The sequence below is a fragment of the Sphingomonas sp. LH128 genome, assembly GCF_000293195.2.
Lineage (GTDB): Bacteria > Pseudomonadota > Alphaproteobacteria > Sphingomonadales > Sphingomonadaceae > Novosphingobium > Novosphingobium resinovorum_A.
On sequence record NZ_ALVC01000362.1, the window covers coordinates 1 to 13654 of the forward strand.

The 13654-nt window shown below is 66.2% G+C and carries 15 protein-coding genes; 10 read left to right on the forward strand and 5 right to left on the reverse strand.

What is annotated here, in order from left to right:
• Together LH128_RS24885 and LH128_RS24890 are read left to right on the forward strand one after the other, a co-directional pair.
• On the forward strand, positions 1 to 505 hold a 505-nt coding region (locus LH128_RS24885; protein ID WP_008832458.1), incomplete at its 5' end, for a cation:dicarboxylate symporter family transporter.
• A gap of 165 nt (positions 506 to 670) precedes the next feature.
• Positions 671 to 1168: a flavin reductase family protein gene (locus tag LH128_RS24890; RefSeq protein WP_231958006.1), complete on the forward strand. Its 498-nt coding sequence runs from the start codon at positions 671 to 673 to the stop codon at positions 1166 to 1168.
• 4 nt (positions 1169 to 1172) lie between these two features.
• Here the strand turns inward: LH128_RS24890 and LH128_RS24895 are convergent, their stop codons facing one another.
• Complete coding sequence (locus tag LH128_RS24895; RefSeq protein WP_008832460.1) at positions 1173 to 1781, reverse strand: HNH endonuclease; 609 nt, start codon at positions 1779 to 1781, stop codon at positions 1173 to 1175.
• Positions 1782 to 1937: 156 nt separating this feature from the next.
• On the opposite strand from LH128_RS24895, the gene gluQRS reads away from it, so the two are divergent.
• The 5 genes from gluQRS (at position 1938) to LH128_RS24920 (ending at position 5071) form a co-directional block, all read left to right on the forward strand.
• The gene (gluQRS, locus tag LH128_RS24900; RefSeq protein WP_008832461.1) at positions 1938 to 2780 is read left to right on the forward strand and encodes a tRNA glutamyl-Q(34) synthetase GluQRS; all 843 of its coding nucleotides are present in this window, start codon (positions 1938 to 1940) and stop codon (positions 2778 to 2780) included.
• On the forward strand, positions 2777 to 3010 hold the full coding sequence (locus LH128_RS24905) for an HIG1 domain-containing protein (RefSeq protein ID WP_008832462.1): 234 nt from the start codon (positions 2777 to 2779) through the stop codon (positions 3008 to 3010). The genes gluQRS and LH128_RS24905 overlap by 4 nt, the downstream gene beginning before the upstream one ends.
• A gap of 3 nt (positions 3011 to 3013) precedes the next feature.
• Complete coding sequence (locus tag LH128_RS24910) at positions 3014 to 3583, forward strand: cob(I)yrinic acid a,c-diamide adenosyltransferase (RefSeq protein WP_008832463.1); 570 nt, start codon at positions 3014 to 3016, stop codon at positions 3581 to 3583.
• 58 nt (positions 3584 to 3641) lie between these two features.
• Positions 3642 to 4511 (forward strand): 3-hydroxyacyl-CoA dehydrogenase family protein, encoded by an 870-nt coding sequence (locus tag LH128_RS24915; RefSeq protein ID WP_008832464.1) that lies wholly within the window; start codon positions 3642 to 3644, stop codon positions 4509 to 4511.
• 245 nt (positions 4512 to 4756) lie between these two features.
• Positions 4757 to 5071, forward strand: a complete 315-nt coding sequence (locus LH128_RS24920; protein ID WP_008832465.1) for a hypothetical protein — start codon at positions 4757 to 4759, stop codon at positions 5069 to 5071.
• Between the two features lie 239 nt (positions 5072 to 5310).
• Here LH128_RS24920 and LH128_RS24925 read toward each other — a convergent pair whose 3' ends face one another.
• Positions 5311 to 5517 (reverse strand): hypothetical protein, encoded by a 207-nt coding sequence (locus tag LH128_RS24925; RefSeq protein WP_008832466.1) that lies wholly within the window; start codon positions 5515 to 5517, stop codon positions 5311 to 5313.
• A 23-nt stretch (positions 5518 to 5540) separates the two neighbouring features.
• Positions 5541 to 8159 (reverse strand): DNA mismatch repair protein MutS, encoded by a 2619-nt coding sequence (gene mutS / locus LH128_RS24930; RefSeq protein WP_008832467.1) that lies wholly within the window; start codon positions 8157 to 8159, stop codon positions 5541 to 5543.
• Positions 8160 to 8275: 116 nt separating this feature from the next.
• Here mutS and LH128_RS24935 point away from each other — a divergent pair, with 116 nt between their 5' ends.
• On the forward strand, positions 8276 to 10540 hold the full coding sequence (locus tag LH128_RS24935) for an NADP-dependent malic enzyme (protein WP_008832468.1): 2265 nt from the start codon (positions 8276 to 8278) through the stop codon (positions 10538 to 10540).
• Positions 10541 to 10844: 304 nt separating this feature from the next.
• Here the strand turns inward: LH128_RS24935 and trmB are convergent, their stop codons facing one another.
• A complete protein-coding gene (gene trmB, locus LH128_RS24940) occupies positions 10845 to 11561 on the reverse strand; it encodes a tRNA (guanine(46)-N(7))-methyltransferase TrmB (RefSeq protein ID WP_008832469.1) in 717 nt (238 codons plus the stop codon).
• A gap of 116 nt (positions 11562 to 11677) precedes the next feature.
• Here trmB and LH128_RS24945 point away from each other — a divergent pair, with 116 nt between their 5' ends.
• Together LH128_RS24945 and LH128_RS24950 are read left to right on the forward strand one after the other, a co-directional pair.
• Positions 11678 to 12034, forward strand: a complete 357-nt coding sequence (locus LH128_RS24945; RefSeq protein ID WP_036525740.1) for a CidA/LrgA family protein — start codon at positions 11678 to 11680, stop codon at positions 12032 to 12034.
• Positions 12031 to 12729 carry an LrgB family protein gene (locus LH128_RS24950; RefSeq protein ID WP_008832471.1) on the forward strand — a complete coding sequence of 233 codons (699 nt, stop codon included), beginning with the start codon at positions 12031 to 12033 and terminating at the stop codon, positions 12727 to 12729. The genes LH128_RS24945 and LH128_RS24950 overlap by 4 nt, the downstream gene beginning before the upstream one ends.
• A gap of 199 nt (positions 12730 to 12928) precedes the next feature.
• On the opposite strand, the gene ctrA is transcribed toward LH128_RS24950, so the two are convergent.
• Positions 12929 to 13624, reverse strand: coding sequence for a response regulator transcription factor CtrA (ctrA, locus tag LH128_RS24955; protein WP_008832472.1), 696 nt, complete (start codon positions 13622 to 13624; stop codon positions 12929 to 12931).
• Positions 13625 to 13654: the final 30 nt, after the last annotated feature.

Sequence of the window (13654 nt, forward strand, 5' to 3'; positions counted from 1 at the left end):
CAGCCTGCCCGCCTTCGCGGCCGCGATGCTGCCTGCACAGGTCGTCGCCATTTCCACCCAGTCCTCGATCGCGACCGTGCCAGCCATGCTGGCGTCGAGCCGTAAGCTGGGTGTCTCGTCGACGACTGCGGAGTTCGTGCTGCCGCTCGCCGTCACGCTTTTTCGCGCCACCGGCCCGGCGATGAATATGGCCGTGGCGGTCTATGCGGCAAAGCTAGCAGGACTGGAACTCACGACCGGAGCACTCGCTGCCGGCGCCTTCGTGGCCTTCGCGACCACCTTTGGCGCCGTCTCGCTGCCTGGCACGATCAGCTTCGTATCATCGATCGGACCGATCGCGGCAGCCATGGGCGTGCCGCTCTGGCCGCTGGGCGTCCTGGTCGCAGTTGAAGTCCTGCCCGACCTGATGCGGACGATCGGCAATGTCACCATGGACGTGGCGGTCGCCGCGGCCGTCGATGCCGGGATCGACGAGCAGCCTGCAACGGCTGAAACCATCCACTGAACGGTTCATCGCAGCAAAAAGAAACCGAAATGGATGTAATTCGCTGAGCAAGGGCCACTCCAGCGACAGGAGCCCCCGATCTTGGCCACATCGCCCCTGCTTGCAGCAGAGCGCTTCGAAAGCATCCCCGCCTCTCGTGCCCGGCAGTTCCTCGAACCCGGGCCGGTGGTCCTGCTGACCACTCGCCACGCGGGGAACGACAATGTCATGACGGTGGGTTGGCACCAGGTCCTCGAACGCACGCCGTCGATGATCAGCTGCATTGTTTCACGCGGATGCCGAAGCTTCGACATGCTTTGCGCCTCAGGCCAGTGCGTTCTCAACGTTCCGACCGGCGACATGCTCGATGCCGTAGTGCGCGTCGGCAATTCCTCCGGCGAGGAAATCGACAAATTCGCCGCATTCGGTCTCGAAAGGGCTGAAGCGCAAGACGTCGATGCCCCGGTACTGCCGCAATGCCACGCGCAGCTGGAATGTCGGTTGCGGGACGACCGCGCGATAGAGCGCTACAACCTGTTCATTCTGGAAGTAACGCATATCAGCGCACGTCCTGCGCCAAAACAGCCGGAATACCTGCATTACGTCGGCGACGGAGTGTTCATGCTTTCAGGTAAACGCGTATCGCGGCGGCGGCTGTTCCGACCGGAAATGCTCGGCTTCTGAAGCCTTATTCTTCCAGTTCGATATCCCAGTAGAGCCAGTCGCGCCAGGTTTCGTGCAGATAGTTGGGAGGGAACCCGCGCCCGCGCTCCTGCAACTGCCAGCTGGTCGGGCGGATCGGTGGCACCAGCGGCGGCATGTTCGCCTGCTTGGGCGTGCGCCCACCCTTCTTGAGATTGCAGGGGGCACAAGCGGTAAGGATGTTCTCCCAGCTCGTCCGCCCGCCCAGTCGACGCGGAACGACATGGTCGAAAGTGAGATTATGCGGGCTGCCGCAATACTGACAGGAGAACCGGTCACGCAGGAACAGGTTGAAGCGAGTGAAAGCAGGAAATTCGCTCGGTTTCACGTATTGGCGCAGGGCGATTACCGAGGGGATCTGCATCGTCCAGTTCGGACTATGTACGGCGCGTTCGTAGCTTGAAACGATATCGACCCGCTCCAGCACCACCGCCTTGATCGCGGTCTGCCAAGGCCAAAGGCTGAGCGGATAATAGGATAGCGGTGTGTAATCCGCATTCAGCACAAGAGCAGGGCAGTCTGAAAGACTTCGGGAGGGATCACCCTCCGCGCTGCGGAACCGGGCCGCGCGCTCTATCAGCTCCGACTTGAGCATGGCCTCCTGTCGCAGGCCGGGATTGCGGTTTGATGGCAGTCCATGCGTTAGTTCCAGCACTTGACGGAGTCCGCGTCAAGATGGCGGATTCGCGAGGCCCTTCCGCAATCCACAGGGATGTTTGCGGATGGCACGGCGAACGCTAGGACAAAGCCGATGCGCACCCGCTTCGCCCCCAGCCCCAACGGCCCGCTGCACCTCGGCCATGCCTATGCCGCGATCGTCGCGCACGACACGGCAAAGGCGCGCGATGGCGAATTCATCCTCCGGATCGAAGACATCGATGGCGAACGCAGTCGCCCGGAGTTCGTGGAGGAATTCTTCCGCGATCTCGCATGGCTGGGCCTCGAATGGGACGGCGAGGCGGTGTTCCAGTCCCACCGGCTGGCCAGTCATGCCTCCGCCGGAGAGCAGCTGAAGGCGATGGGCCTGCTCTACCCCTGCACCTGCACCCGCGCCGAAATCGCCGCCGCCGCCACGCAGGTCGGACCAGACGGCCCGGTGTATCCGGGAACCTGCCGACACCGGGAAGTCGATCCCGAGAATGCCGCATGGCGCCTCGACGTAACGAAGGCGATGACACTCACCGGCCCGCTCGAATGGCGGGACGAAGGCGCCGGATCGCAGGCCGCTACCCCGCAGATTTTCGGCGATGTCGTACTGCTGCGCAAGGACCTTCCCGCCAGCTACCATCTCGCCGTCACGCTGGATGATGCGACGGATGGCGTAACCCTCGTTACCCGCGGCATGGACCTGTTCCCGGCAAGCCACGTGCACCGGCTGCTGCAGGCGCTGCTCGGCCTGCCGGTGCCGACCTGGCTCCACCATCCGCTGCTCATCGAGCCGGACGGACGCAAGCTGGCCAAGCGGCGCGGCGCCCCCTCGCTCGCCGACCGCCGCCGCGCCGGGGAGGACGGCCGCGCCATCGCCGAGGCATTGCGCACCGGCGTGCTGCCCGCTGGCCTTTCGTTCTCGCAAGGGTTACACCACGCGCCATGAGCTACATTCTCGTGCCCGTAATCCTCGTGCTGGTGGTCATGGTGATCGTCAGCCTCGTGCGCGGCATCGTCGCCTTCATGAACAGCACGAAGGAAGACCTGCACCGCGACCCGAACGCCACCGGCCCGTCGGCTAACCAGTTGCTGCAGAACAAGATGATGTTCAACCGCATCAAGTATCAGGCCGCCGCCGTGCTGGTCTGTGCGCTGCTCCTGGCCATGGCGCGCTGATCCTTGGTCCGGCTCAACAAGATCTACACCCGCACCGGCGATGACGGCACCACCGGCCTCGTCGATGGCTCGCGCCTGCCCAAGCATGCTGCGCGCATGGAGGCGATCGGTGCCGTGGATGAGGCGAACTGTGCGATAGGGGTGGCCATAGCGGCACTCACCGGCACTCAACACGCCCCTACGCTCACTCACATCCAGAACGACATGTTCGACCTTGGCGCTGATCTGGCAACACCGGGCACCGACTTCACCCCCGGCGAGATGACCCTGCGCATCGTCCCCGCACAAGTCGTCTGGCTCGAAAATGCCATCGACGCGATCAACGAAAACCTCTCCCCCCTGCGCAGCTTCATCCTGCCCGGCGGGAGCGAGGCCGCCGCGCGCGTCCACGTCGCCCGCGCCTCTGCCCGCGCCGCCGAACGTCGCGCCACCGCGCTCGCCGCGACCGATGCCGTGAACCCCGCCGCGCTCGGCTATCTCAATCGGTTGAGCGACTACCTCTTCGTCCTCGCCCGTGCGGTCAATCGCGACGGCGCCGATGACGTGCTTTGGGTGCCGGGACAAAACCGCTAGGTTCCCTCCGCGATCCCGAGGTGTTAAGCGCCCGGTTAAACGACAGAGGAGTTTGGCAGTGCAGTCAGTCGGCATCATCGGCGCAGGCATCATGGGGTCGGGCATCGCCCAGACCGTGGCGAGCAAGGGCATGGACGTGATCCTCACGGACGTCAGCCTCGAGAACGCCGAAAAGGGCAAGGCCGGCATCGCCAAGGGCCTGGCCAAGCTGGTCGCCAAGGAAAAGATCATCCAGGCCGACGCCGACGCGCTGCTCGCCCGCATCACCCCCGCTGCCGACTACTCCGCAATGTCGGCCTGCGACCTCATCATCGAAGCCGCCACCGAGCGCGAGGACATCAAGCACAAGATCTTCGAAGCCGCCGGCAAGGTGCTCGGCGCGGGCGCCATCATGGCGTCCAACACCAGCTCGATCCCGATCACCCGCATGGCCGCCAGCTCGCCCGACGCCGCGCGCTTCTGCGGCCTGCACTTCTTCAACCCGGTCCCGCTGATGGGCCTGGTCGAAGTGATCCCCGGCCTCGCCACCTCGCAGGACACCATCGACCGCATGAAGGCGTTCGGCGAGAAACTGGGCAAGACCGTGGTGCTCGCGGGCGACGAACCCGGCTTCGTCGTCAACCGCATCCTGTGCCCGATGCTGAACGAAGCGATCTTCGTGCTCGGCGCCGGCATCGGCTCGGTCGAGGATATCGACGCCGGCTGCAAGATCGGCCTCAACCACCCGATGGGACCGCTGACGCTGGCGGACTTCGTCGGCCTCGACACCCTGCTCGAGATCATGAAGGTCTTCCACTCGACCACCGGCGACCCGAAATACCGCCCCGCGCCGCTGCTGCAGAAGTACGTCGAAGCAGGCTGGTACGGCCGCAAGTCGGGCAAGGGGTTCTACGATTATTCCGGCGAGACGCCGGTTCCTTCGCGGTAATCTGCAAAAGGGATAAAGCAGGGGTTTACCACCCCTGCACCCCGTAAACTGCCGAGATCACGCGCGTAGCTGCGTCACTCACTGACGCGGCGTCGGAAGACATTATAGCCTGCGGCGCAATGTAAGACTGACGCGGCTGCGCGCGCAACGACGACAGTTCGGGGGTCTGGGGCGATGGCCCCAGATTCCTCTTTGGAACCTCCCCGTTCTCCTACTCGTTTCACCAGACGAAGGAGAATCCCAAAATGACCGACCGCCCCGACGACCTCGCCCCGGAAACGGTGAACGACGAGCAGGAAGACGAAGCCGCGCAGGCACAGACCATCGCCGAACAGGCGCAGGCGCGCGGTGCCAAGGGCCTCGGCTACAGCGACAAGGCCAAGGGCGGTATTCAGGGTGAGGACGACGTTCAGGACATCGTCGATCACATGAACCAGATGGACACCAGCGGCACCATCGACATGTCCGCCTACGACGGCGAGGAAACGATGGACGATCTCGAAAGCCGCTACGGCAAGGACAATGCGGCCGACCCGGAATTCAGCGACGACGATTCTTAAGACGGTGTTGAAACTGATCCGGGGGTCGCTCGCGGCCTTTTAGACGAGGCGACATCGGACAAGACACCGGCCGTCATCCCCGCGAAGGCGGGGACCCAGCTGATTCTCGCGCAGCAGGCACTCTCGGGAGATGGATTCCCGCCTTCGCGGGAATGACAGTGATGGAGGTTCGGAAGAACCATTCTGGAAAATACGCTTTAGGCCAGCCTGCCCCTGATCACCCCCGGGACAGCGCCATCTCATTTTCCGCCGGTCGCGTTGGACCATGCCGCCATGGCCTGCTGAGCCTGCTCCGCCTGCGCCTGTTGCTGGGCGGCGGAGTCGGTGCCCGTATCGCCATTATCCGGCGTCGGAATGCTGCAATAGGCCGTTGCGAGCACTCCCGCCGACCACATCAGCGCATGCCAGCGGCTGCGAAAAACATGCGTGATCTTGGTGCCGAACATGCCGACGGGATAACAGCGAGAGGTTAAGACTCCGTGCCTGCCTCGCGCTTGAGGTCGTAGAGGATTTCCAGCGCATCGCGCGGAGACAGCGCATCCACGTCCATGTCACGCAGCTTGTCGCGCAAGGTATCGCACTCCTCCTCGCGGGTCGCCTCAGCGGCGGCGAACAGCGGCAGGTCGCCGAGGCCCGCCGCGAGGCCCCCGGTTTCGGCGCGGCCCTTCTCCAGCTTTTCCAGCACCGACTTCGCCCGGCTGATGACCTTGGGCGGAACGCCCGCCAACCGCGCCACGGCGAGGCCGTAGCTGCGGTCCGCCGGACCCTCGGCCAGTTCGTGGAGGAGGACGAGATCGCCCTTCCACTCGCGCGCGCGGACGTGGTGGAGCGAGAGCGCCTCGCAGGTCTCCGCCAGCCGCGCCATCTCGTGATAGTGCGTGGCGAAAAGGCAGCGGCAGCGGTTGGTTTCGTGCACCGCCTCGGCCACCGCCCACGCCAGCGCGAGGCCGTCGTAGGTGGACGTGCCGCGCCCGACTTCGTCGAGGATCACGAAGCTGCGCTCGCTCGCCTGCGCAAGGATGGCGGCGGTTTCCACCATCTCGACCATGAAGGTCGAACGCCCCCGCGCGAGGTTGTCCGAAGCGCCGACGCGGCTGAACAGGCGGTCGACCATGCCGATCCGCGCCGCCTTGGCGGGCACGAAGCCGCCTGCCTGCGCGAGCAGCACGATCAGCGCGTTCTGGCGCAGGAAGGTCGATTTACCGCCCATGTTCGGGCCGCCGATCAGCCAGAGCCGGTTATGGCTGGCGAGGCGGCAGTCGTTCGCCACAAAACGTTCGCCCTGCGCCTTCAGGGCCGCTTCCACCACCGGATGCCGCCCGCCCTCGATCTCCAGCGCAAGGCCATCGACCACTTGCGGGCGCGTCCAGTTGCCCTCGGCGGCGCGTTCGGCCTGACCGGCGGCAACATCGATGCGGGCCAGCGCGGCGGCGGTGCGGGCGATCTCCCGCCGTGCGGCGACGGCCTCGGCCACCAGCGTCTCGAAATGCGCATCCTCCGCCGCGAGGGCATGGCCGCCCGCCTCGGTGATGCGCGCGGCTTCCTCGTGCAGCGCCAGCGCGTTGAAGCGCATCGCGCCTGCCATCGTCTGGCGGTGCGAGAAGCCGCTGTCGGGCTCCATCAGCCGGTCGGAATGCCGCTGGGCAACCTCGATGAAGTAGCCGAGCACGTTGTTATGCTTGATCTTGAGCGAGGCGACGCCGGTATCCTCGCGGTACTTGGCCTCCAGCGCAGCGATGGCACGGCGGGCATTGCCCGACATCACGCGCAGTTCGTCGAGCGAGGCATCATAGCCACTGGCGATGTAGCCGCCCTGCCCGCGTTCGGTCGGAGGCGTCTCCACCAGCGCGCGCGAGAAGTGATCGACCAGTGCGCCATGCCCGCCAAGATCGGGCAGCACCTGGTCCAGCAGCACCGGCACGTCATCCATCTGCCCCAGCCGGTCGGCGATCCGGCGTGCACCGCTCAAGCCATCCCGCAGCTGGCCGAGATCGCGCGGAGAGCCGCGCCCCGCCACTACGCGACCGAGCGCGCGGCCCACGTCGGGCAGTGCCCGCAGCGCCGCGCGCATGTCCTCGCGCAGCAGCGCATCGCCGTGGAGCCATTCGACCAGTTCCAGCCGCTCGGCGATCGCCATGCGGTCGGTCAGCGGCGCGGAAAGATCGTCCGCCAGCTGGCGCGCGCCCGCGCCGGTGACGCAGCGGTCGATCGCGTCGATGAGGCTGCCCTTGCGTCCGCCGCTTGAGGCTTCGAGGATTTCGAGGCTGGCGCGCGTGGCTTCGTCCATCGCCAGTGCGGCGTCGCTTGCGCGCGCCTCTGGCGGGAGCAGCAGCGGCAGCTTGCCCCGCCCGACATGGTCGAGATAGGCGATGAGCCCCCCCGCAGCCGCGAGCATCGCCCGCGTGAAGGCCCCGAAGCCGTCGAGCGTGGCTACGCCGTGGACCAGCTTCAGCCGCTCCTCGCCGCCGTCGGAGGAGAATTCGTGGCCGCCGCGCCCGATGGCGCCATCGGGAGCCTGATCCCAGCCCTCGGGCACCACCAGCTCGCTCGCGCCCAGCCGGGCCAGCGCCGCCGCCAGCCGCTCGGGCGCGCACTCTTCCAGTTCCATGCGGCCGGTGGAGATGTCGCAAGCCGCGATGCCGACGATCCCGCGAACCTCGCACGCGGCCGCCAGCACATTGGCGCGGCGCGGCTCGAGCAGCGATTCCTCGGTCAGCGTGCCCGCCGTGACGAAGCGCACGATGCCGCGCGCGACCAGCGACTTGGAGGCGCGGCCTTCCCTGCGGGCGCGTTCCGTGGCTTCGGCGGGGGTCTCGGTCTGCTCGGCGATGGCGACGCGGCAGCCTGCCTTGATGAGCCGCGCGAGGTAGCCCTCGGCCGCGTGCACCGGCACCCCGCACATCGGGATCGGCTGCCCCAGATGCTCGCCGCGCGTGGTCAGCGCGATGTCGAGCACCTGGCTCGCCGTCTTCGCGTCCTCGAAGAACAGCTCGAAGAAGTCGCCCATGCGATAGAACAGCAGGCAGTCACCTGCCTCTTCGCGCAGCGCAAGGTACTGCGCCATCATCGGAGTCGCGCCGGAAGTCATGCCAGCAGCGTTAGCGGCGCACCTGTCATTTTGGGAAGCGGGGTGGGACATCCTTTCCCCTATCGCGTCGCGATTTCATCCGTTAGGGCCTCTGGCAAATCTGGGGAGATCAAGCTTTGTCCGATAAGTCCAAGGTCCAGTTCACCGATCGCGAGGCGCTGTTCTACCACCAGACCCAGCGCCCGGGTAAGATCGAGATCATCGCCTCCAAGCCGATGGCCACCCAGCGCGACCTCAGCCTCGCGTATTCGCCGGGCGTCGCCGTGCCGGTGCAGGCCATCGCCGACGATCCCGCCACCGCCTACGACTACACCGCCAAGGGCAACCTCGTGGCCGTGATCTCAAACGGCACCGCGATCCTGGGCATGGGCAACCTCGGCGCGCTGGCGTCGAAGCCGGTGATGGAAGGCAAGGCGGTCCTGTTCAAGCGCTTCGCCGACGTCGATTCGATCGACATCGAACTCGCCAGCGAGGACACCGATGCGCTGATCGAGGCGATCGCGATGATGGAACCCAGCTTCGGCGGCATCAACCTTGAAGACATCAAGGCGCCGGAATGCTTCATCATCGAGCAGACCCTGCGCGAACGCATGAACATCCCGGTCATGCACGACGACCAGCACGGCACCGCGATCATCGCGGCGGCGGGCCTCATCAACGCCTGCCTCATCACCGGTCGCAAGCTGGACGAGATCAAGGTCGTGGTAAACGGCGCGGGCGCCTCGGCGCTGGCCTGCACCTCGCTCATCAAGTCCATGGGCGTAAAGCATGAGAACGTGCTGGTGTGCGACACGCGCGGCGTCATCTACCCGGGCCGCGAGCGCGTGGACCAGTTCAAGTCCGCCCACGCCGTCTCGACCGACAAGCGCACGCTGACCGAAGCCCTCGTCGGCGCCGATGTCGTCCTCGGCCTCTCGGCCAAGGGCGCGATCACGCCCGAGATGGTCAAGTCGATGGCGCCCGAGCCGATCATCTTCGCGATGGCCAACCCGGACCCGGAGATCACCCCGCCCGACGCCAAGGCGGTGCGCCCCGACGCGATCGTCGCCACCGGCCGTTCGGACTACCCGAACCAGGTCAACAATGTGCTCGGCTTCCCCTTCATCTTCCGCGGCGCGCTCGACGTGCGGGCGACCGCGATCAACGAGGAGATGAAGATCGCCGCCGCCACCGCCATCGCCGAACTGGCGCGCGAGCAGGTCCACGAGGACGTCGCGGCGGCCTACGGCGGCGAGACGCAGCAGTTCGGCCGCGACTACATCATCCCTGCTCCTTTCGATCCGCGCCTGATGGAAGTGGTGCCGATGGCCGTGGCCAAGGCCGCGATGGATTCAGGCGTTGCCCAGAAGCCGATCGAGGACTTCGAAGCCTACCGCGACCAGCTCAAGGCCCGCCTCAACCCGACCACCTCGGTCCTCACGCGCGTCTACGAGCAGCTGAAAGCCAACCCCAAGCGCGTGATCTTCGCCGAGGCCGACAACGAAGTCGTCCTGCGCGCCGCGATCCAGTACCGCGACTTCGGCTACGGCGAGCCGATCCTGGTGGGCCGCACCCAGACCATCCTCGACCGGATGGCGGACCTCGGCGTGCCCAACCCCGAGAGCTTCCACATCGAGAACTCGATGGTGTCCGAGCACGTCCAGCCGATGGTGGAGATGCTCTACGACCGCCTGCAGCGCCGCGGCTTCCTGAAGCGCGACGTGCAGCGCATGTGCAACACCGACCGCAACATCTTCGCCTCCGGCCTGCTCAAGCTGGGCGTCGGCGATGCGATGGTGACGGGCATGACCCGGCCCTTCGCGCAGTCGATGAAGGAAGTGCGCCGCGTGCTCGACCCGGCCGAGGGCGAACTGCCCTGTGGCATTCACATGATGGTCGGCAAGAACCACACCGTCTTCATGGCCGACACCACCATCAACGAGCGCCCCACCGCCGAGGAACTGGTGGTCATCGCCAAGGAAACCGCCGCCGTCGCCCGCAAGCTGGGCCACGAACCGCGCGTCGCCTTCCTCAGCTACTCGACCTTCGGCAACCCTGCGGGCAAGTGGCTCGACGCAACGCGCGAGGCGATCCAGCTGCTCGACCAGCAGGAGGTCGACTTCGAATACGAGGGCGAGATGGCCCCCGATGCGGCGCTGAACCCGAAGATCATGGAACTCTACCCGTTCTGCCGCCTGTCCGCTCCGGCGAACGTGCTGGTCATGCCGGGTCTGCAGTCGGCCAACATCTCGGCCAAGCTGCTCAAGGAGATCGGCGGAACGACCTCGATCGGGCCGATGCTGCTGGGCATGGAAAAGCCGGTGCAGATCGTGCCGATGACCGCGATCGCGCCGGACGTTCTCACGCTGGCGGCGCTGGCGGCTGCGGGGATCACGGGCTGAATTTGAAGGGGAGCATGCAGGGGTTTATCACCCCTGCACCCCGTACACCGTCGATGTCATGCGCGAAACGATGTCGTTCCGCCAAGGCTTCGTCGGGAGACTTATAAAGCCTGCGGCGCAATTCCGCTGGCATATCCCCAATCTCGTCATTGCGAGCGCAGCGAAGCAATCCAGGGCCGCATAAACCGCCCTGGATTGCTTCGCTGCGCTCGCAATGACGAATGGAGGGGTTGCGTAGTCCCCCAAGGCCACTGCACGCGCAGCGACGACAGTATGGGGGTCTGGGGCGATGGCCCCAGGACTTCTACTTCCGCCTGTAACGGAAATACCAGACCTCATGCCCGTAAACCGTACGCGCCTTGTGCTCGTAGCGCGTCTGCGGCCAACCGCCCGGACGGACCTGAAAATCGCCGGGCTTCTCGCATAGCCACTCGAACTGCTCGGTGTGGCGCTGCATCACCATCAGCGCGTGGCGCAGGTAGATCGCGTGGTCGGTGCCGAAGCGGAACTCGCCGCCGGGCTTGAGCTTGGCGGCGAACATGTCGACCGGGCCGTCGTTCATCATCCGGCGCTTGGCGTGGCGCGCCTTGGGCCAGGGGTCCGGGTGCAGCAGGTAGAGGAACGAGAGCGAGCCGTCCGGAATGCGCGCCAGCGCTTCCAGTGCATCGCCGTGATGGATGCGCACGTTGCCGATCGGCGGGTGCGCGCCGTTGTCGCCGCTGACGTGGGTAAGCGCCTGCGCCACGCCGTTGAGGAAGGGCTCGGCGCCGATGAATCCGTGGTCGGGCAGCATGTCGGCACGCTGCGCCATGTGCTCGCCGCCGCCGAAACCGATCTCGAAGTGGAGCGGGCGATCGTCGCCGAACAGCACCTGCGCGGTGATCGGGCCGTCTTCGGGCATGGAGATACGCGGGAGCAGGTCGTCGACGAGGCTCTGCTGCGCAGCGCGCAGGGGTTTGCCCTTGGCGCGGCCGTAGAGGCGGTTGAGCGTGGTCGGATCGCCGGATTTGTAAGCCGTCATGGCGCGCGCCGATACACAAGGGGGGCGGGACTCGCAATCGGGCATAGTTGCGCGGCGCAACTTGGCGGACCGAAATGCGGATTGCCGAGCATGTGTCGCCCTGCTTTATCCCGGTCATGCTGCGCGCCATCTTCCTCCTCCTCGTCTGCCAGCTTGCGGGCGAAGCGATCCATCGAATCACCGGCCTGCCCCTGCCCGGCGCGGTCATCGGCATGGTGCTGCTGGTCGGATGGCTGGCGCTGGTCCCGCGCGAGCGGCCGACGCTGACCGTGGTGACCGGCTGGCTCACCGCGCACCTGTCCATCATGTTCGTGCCCGCCGCCGTCGGGCTGATCGAGGAAGGCCCGGTTCTTTCGCGGTACGGCGTGGGGCTGGTGACGGCCACGGTCGCCTCCACGCTGCTGACGCTGATCGTGACGGCGCTGGTATTCCGCTGGGCCTTCGCCCGCTTCGCGCCGGAGGGCGAGGCATGAGCGATCCCGCACTGCTGGCGAGCCCGCTGCTCTGGCTGACGGTCACGCTGGCCGTGTTCGAGGTCTTCGACTCCCTATCAAAGCGCTGCGACCGCCATCCGCTGCTGCATCCGGTACTCTGGACCACCCCGGTGCTGATCGCCTTGCTGCTGGCGAGCGGCACCTCCTACGAGACATACAAGGCCGCGACGTTCCCGGTCAGCTTCCTGCTCGGCCCGGCAGTCGTCGGGCTGGCGGTGCCGGTCTGGCGCGAGCGGGCACGCATTCGCCGGCTGGCCATACCGATCGTGCTGGCGCTGGGTGCGGGCGCGGTGACCTCGATCGTCAGCGCGGTCGGCGTGCTGGCGCTGTTCGGCGCGCCGCGCGAGATTCTCGCATCAATCGCGCCGAGGGCGACCACCACGCCCGTCGCGATGGCCGTGGCGGGACAGCTTGGCGGCGTCCCGGCGCTGGCGGCGGTGATCGTGCTGTTCGCGGGCGTCTTCGGCGCGATGGTCGCGACGCCGCTACTCAATGCGCTCGGTCTGGGTGACTACCGCGCGCGCGGCTTTGCCCTCGGCGTTGCCGCACACGGGATCGGCACCGCGCGGGCGTTTCAGGTGGACGCGACGGCCGGCGCGATGGCGAGCCTGGCAATGGCCCTCAATGCCGTGGTGACGGCGGCACTGCTGTCGGTGGTGGCGCTGCTGGTGTGATCGTCGTCCCGGACTTGATCCGGGACCGCTGGCGGTGAACAGCCTTGCTCTCGGCAAGACGCCCTGCAGCCAAGGCTCGCCTAAAGACAGTCACCGGTCCCGGATCGAGTCCGGAACGAGGAATGGGCAAAAAACAACGGCCCGCCCCTCGAGAGGGCAGGCCGCCTTGGTTCCTGCAAGGGGTGCAGGGTAATCTGGCTTATGCCGCTTCGGCAGCCTCGTCCGGATCGCGCAGGACGTAGCCGCGGCCCCACACGGTCTCGATGTAGTTGGCGCCGCCGCAGGCATGCGCGAGCTTCTTGCGCAGCTTGCAGATAAAGACGTCGATGATCTTCAGCTCAGGCTCGTCCATGCCGCCGTAAAGGTGGTTGAGGAACATTTCCTTGGTCAGCGTGGTGCCCTTGCGCAGCGAGAGCAGTTCCAGCATCGCATATTCCTTGCCGGTCAGGTGCACGCGGGCGCCATCGACCTCGACCGTCTTTGCGTCGAGGTTGGTGACCAGCTTGCCGGTGCGGATGACCGACTGCGAATGGCCCTTGGAGCGGCGCACGACGGCGTGAATGCGAGCGATCAGTTCCTCGCGGTGGAACGGCTTGGTCACGTAGTCGTCCGCGCCGAAGCCGAACGAACGGACCTTGCTGTCCATCTCGGAGATGCCCGACAGGATCAGCACCGGCGTCTGCACCTTGGCGACGCGCAGCTTCTTCAGCACGTCGTAGCCGTGCATGTCGGGCAGGTTGAGGTCGAGAAGGATGATGTCGTAGTCGTACAACTTGCCCAGATCGAGGCCTTCCTCGCCCAGATCGGTGGAGTAGACGTTGAATCCTTCCGCCGTCAGCATGAGCTCGATAGCCCGGGCCGTGGTCGGTTCATCCTCGATCAGCAGCACTCGCATGGGTCGGTTCCTTCTTGCCCCCGATGCCCG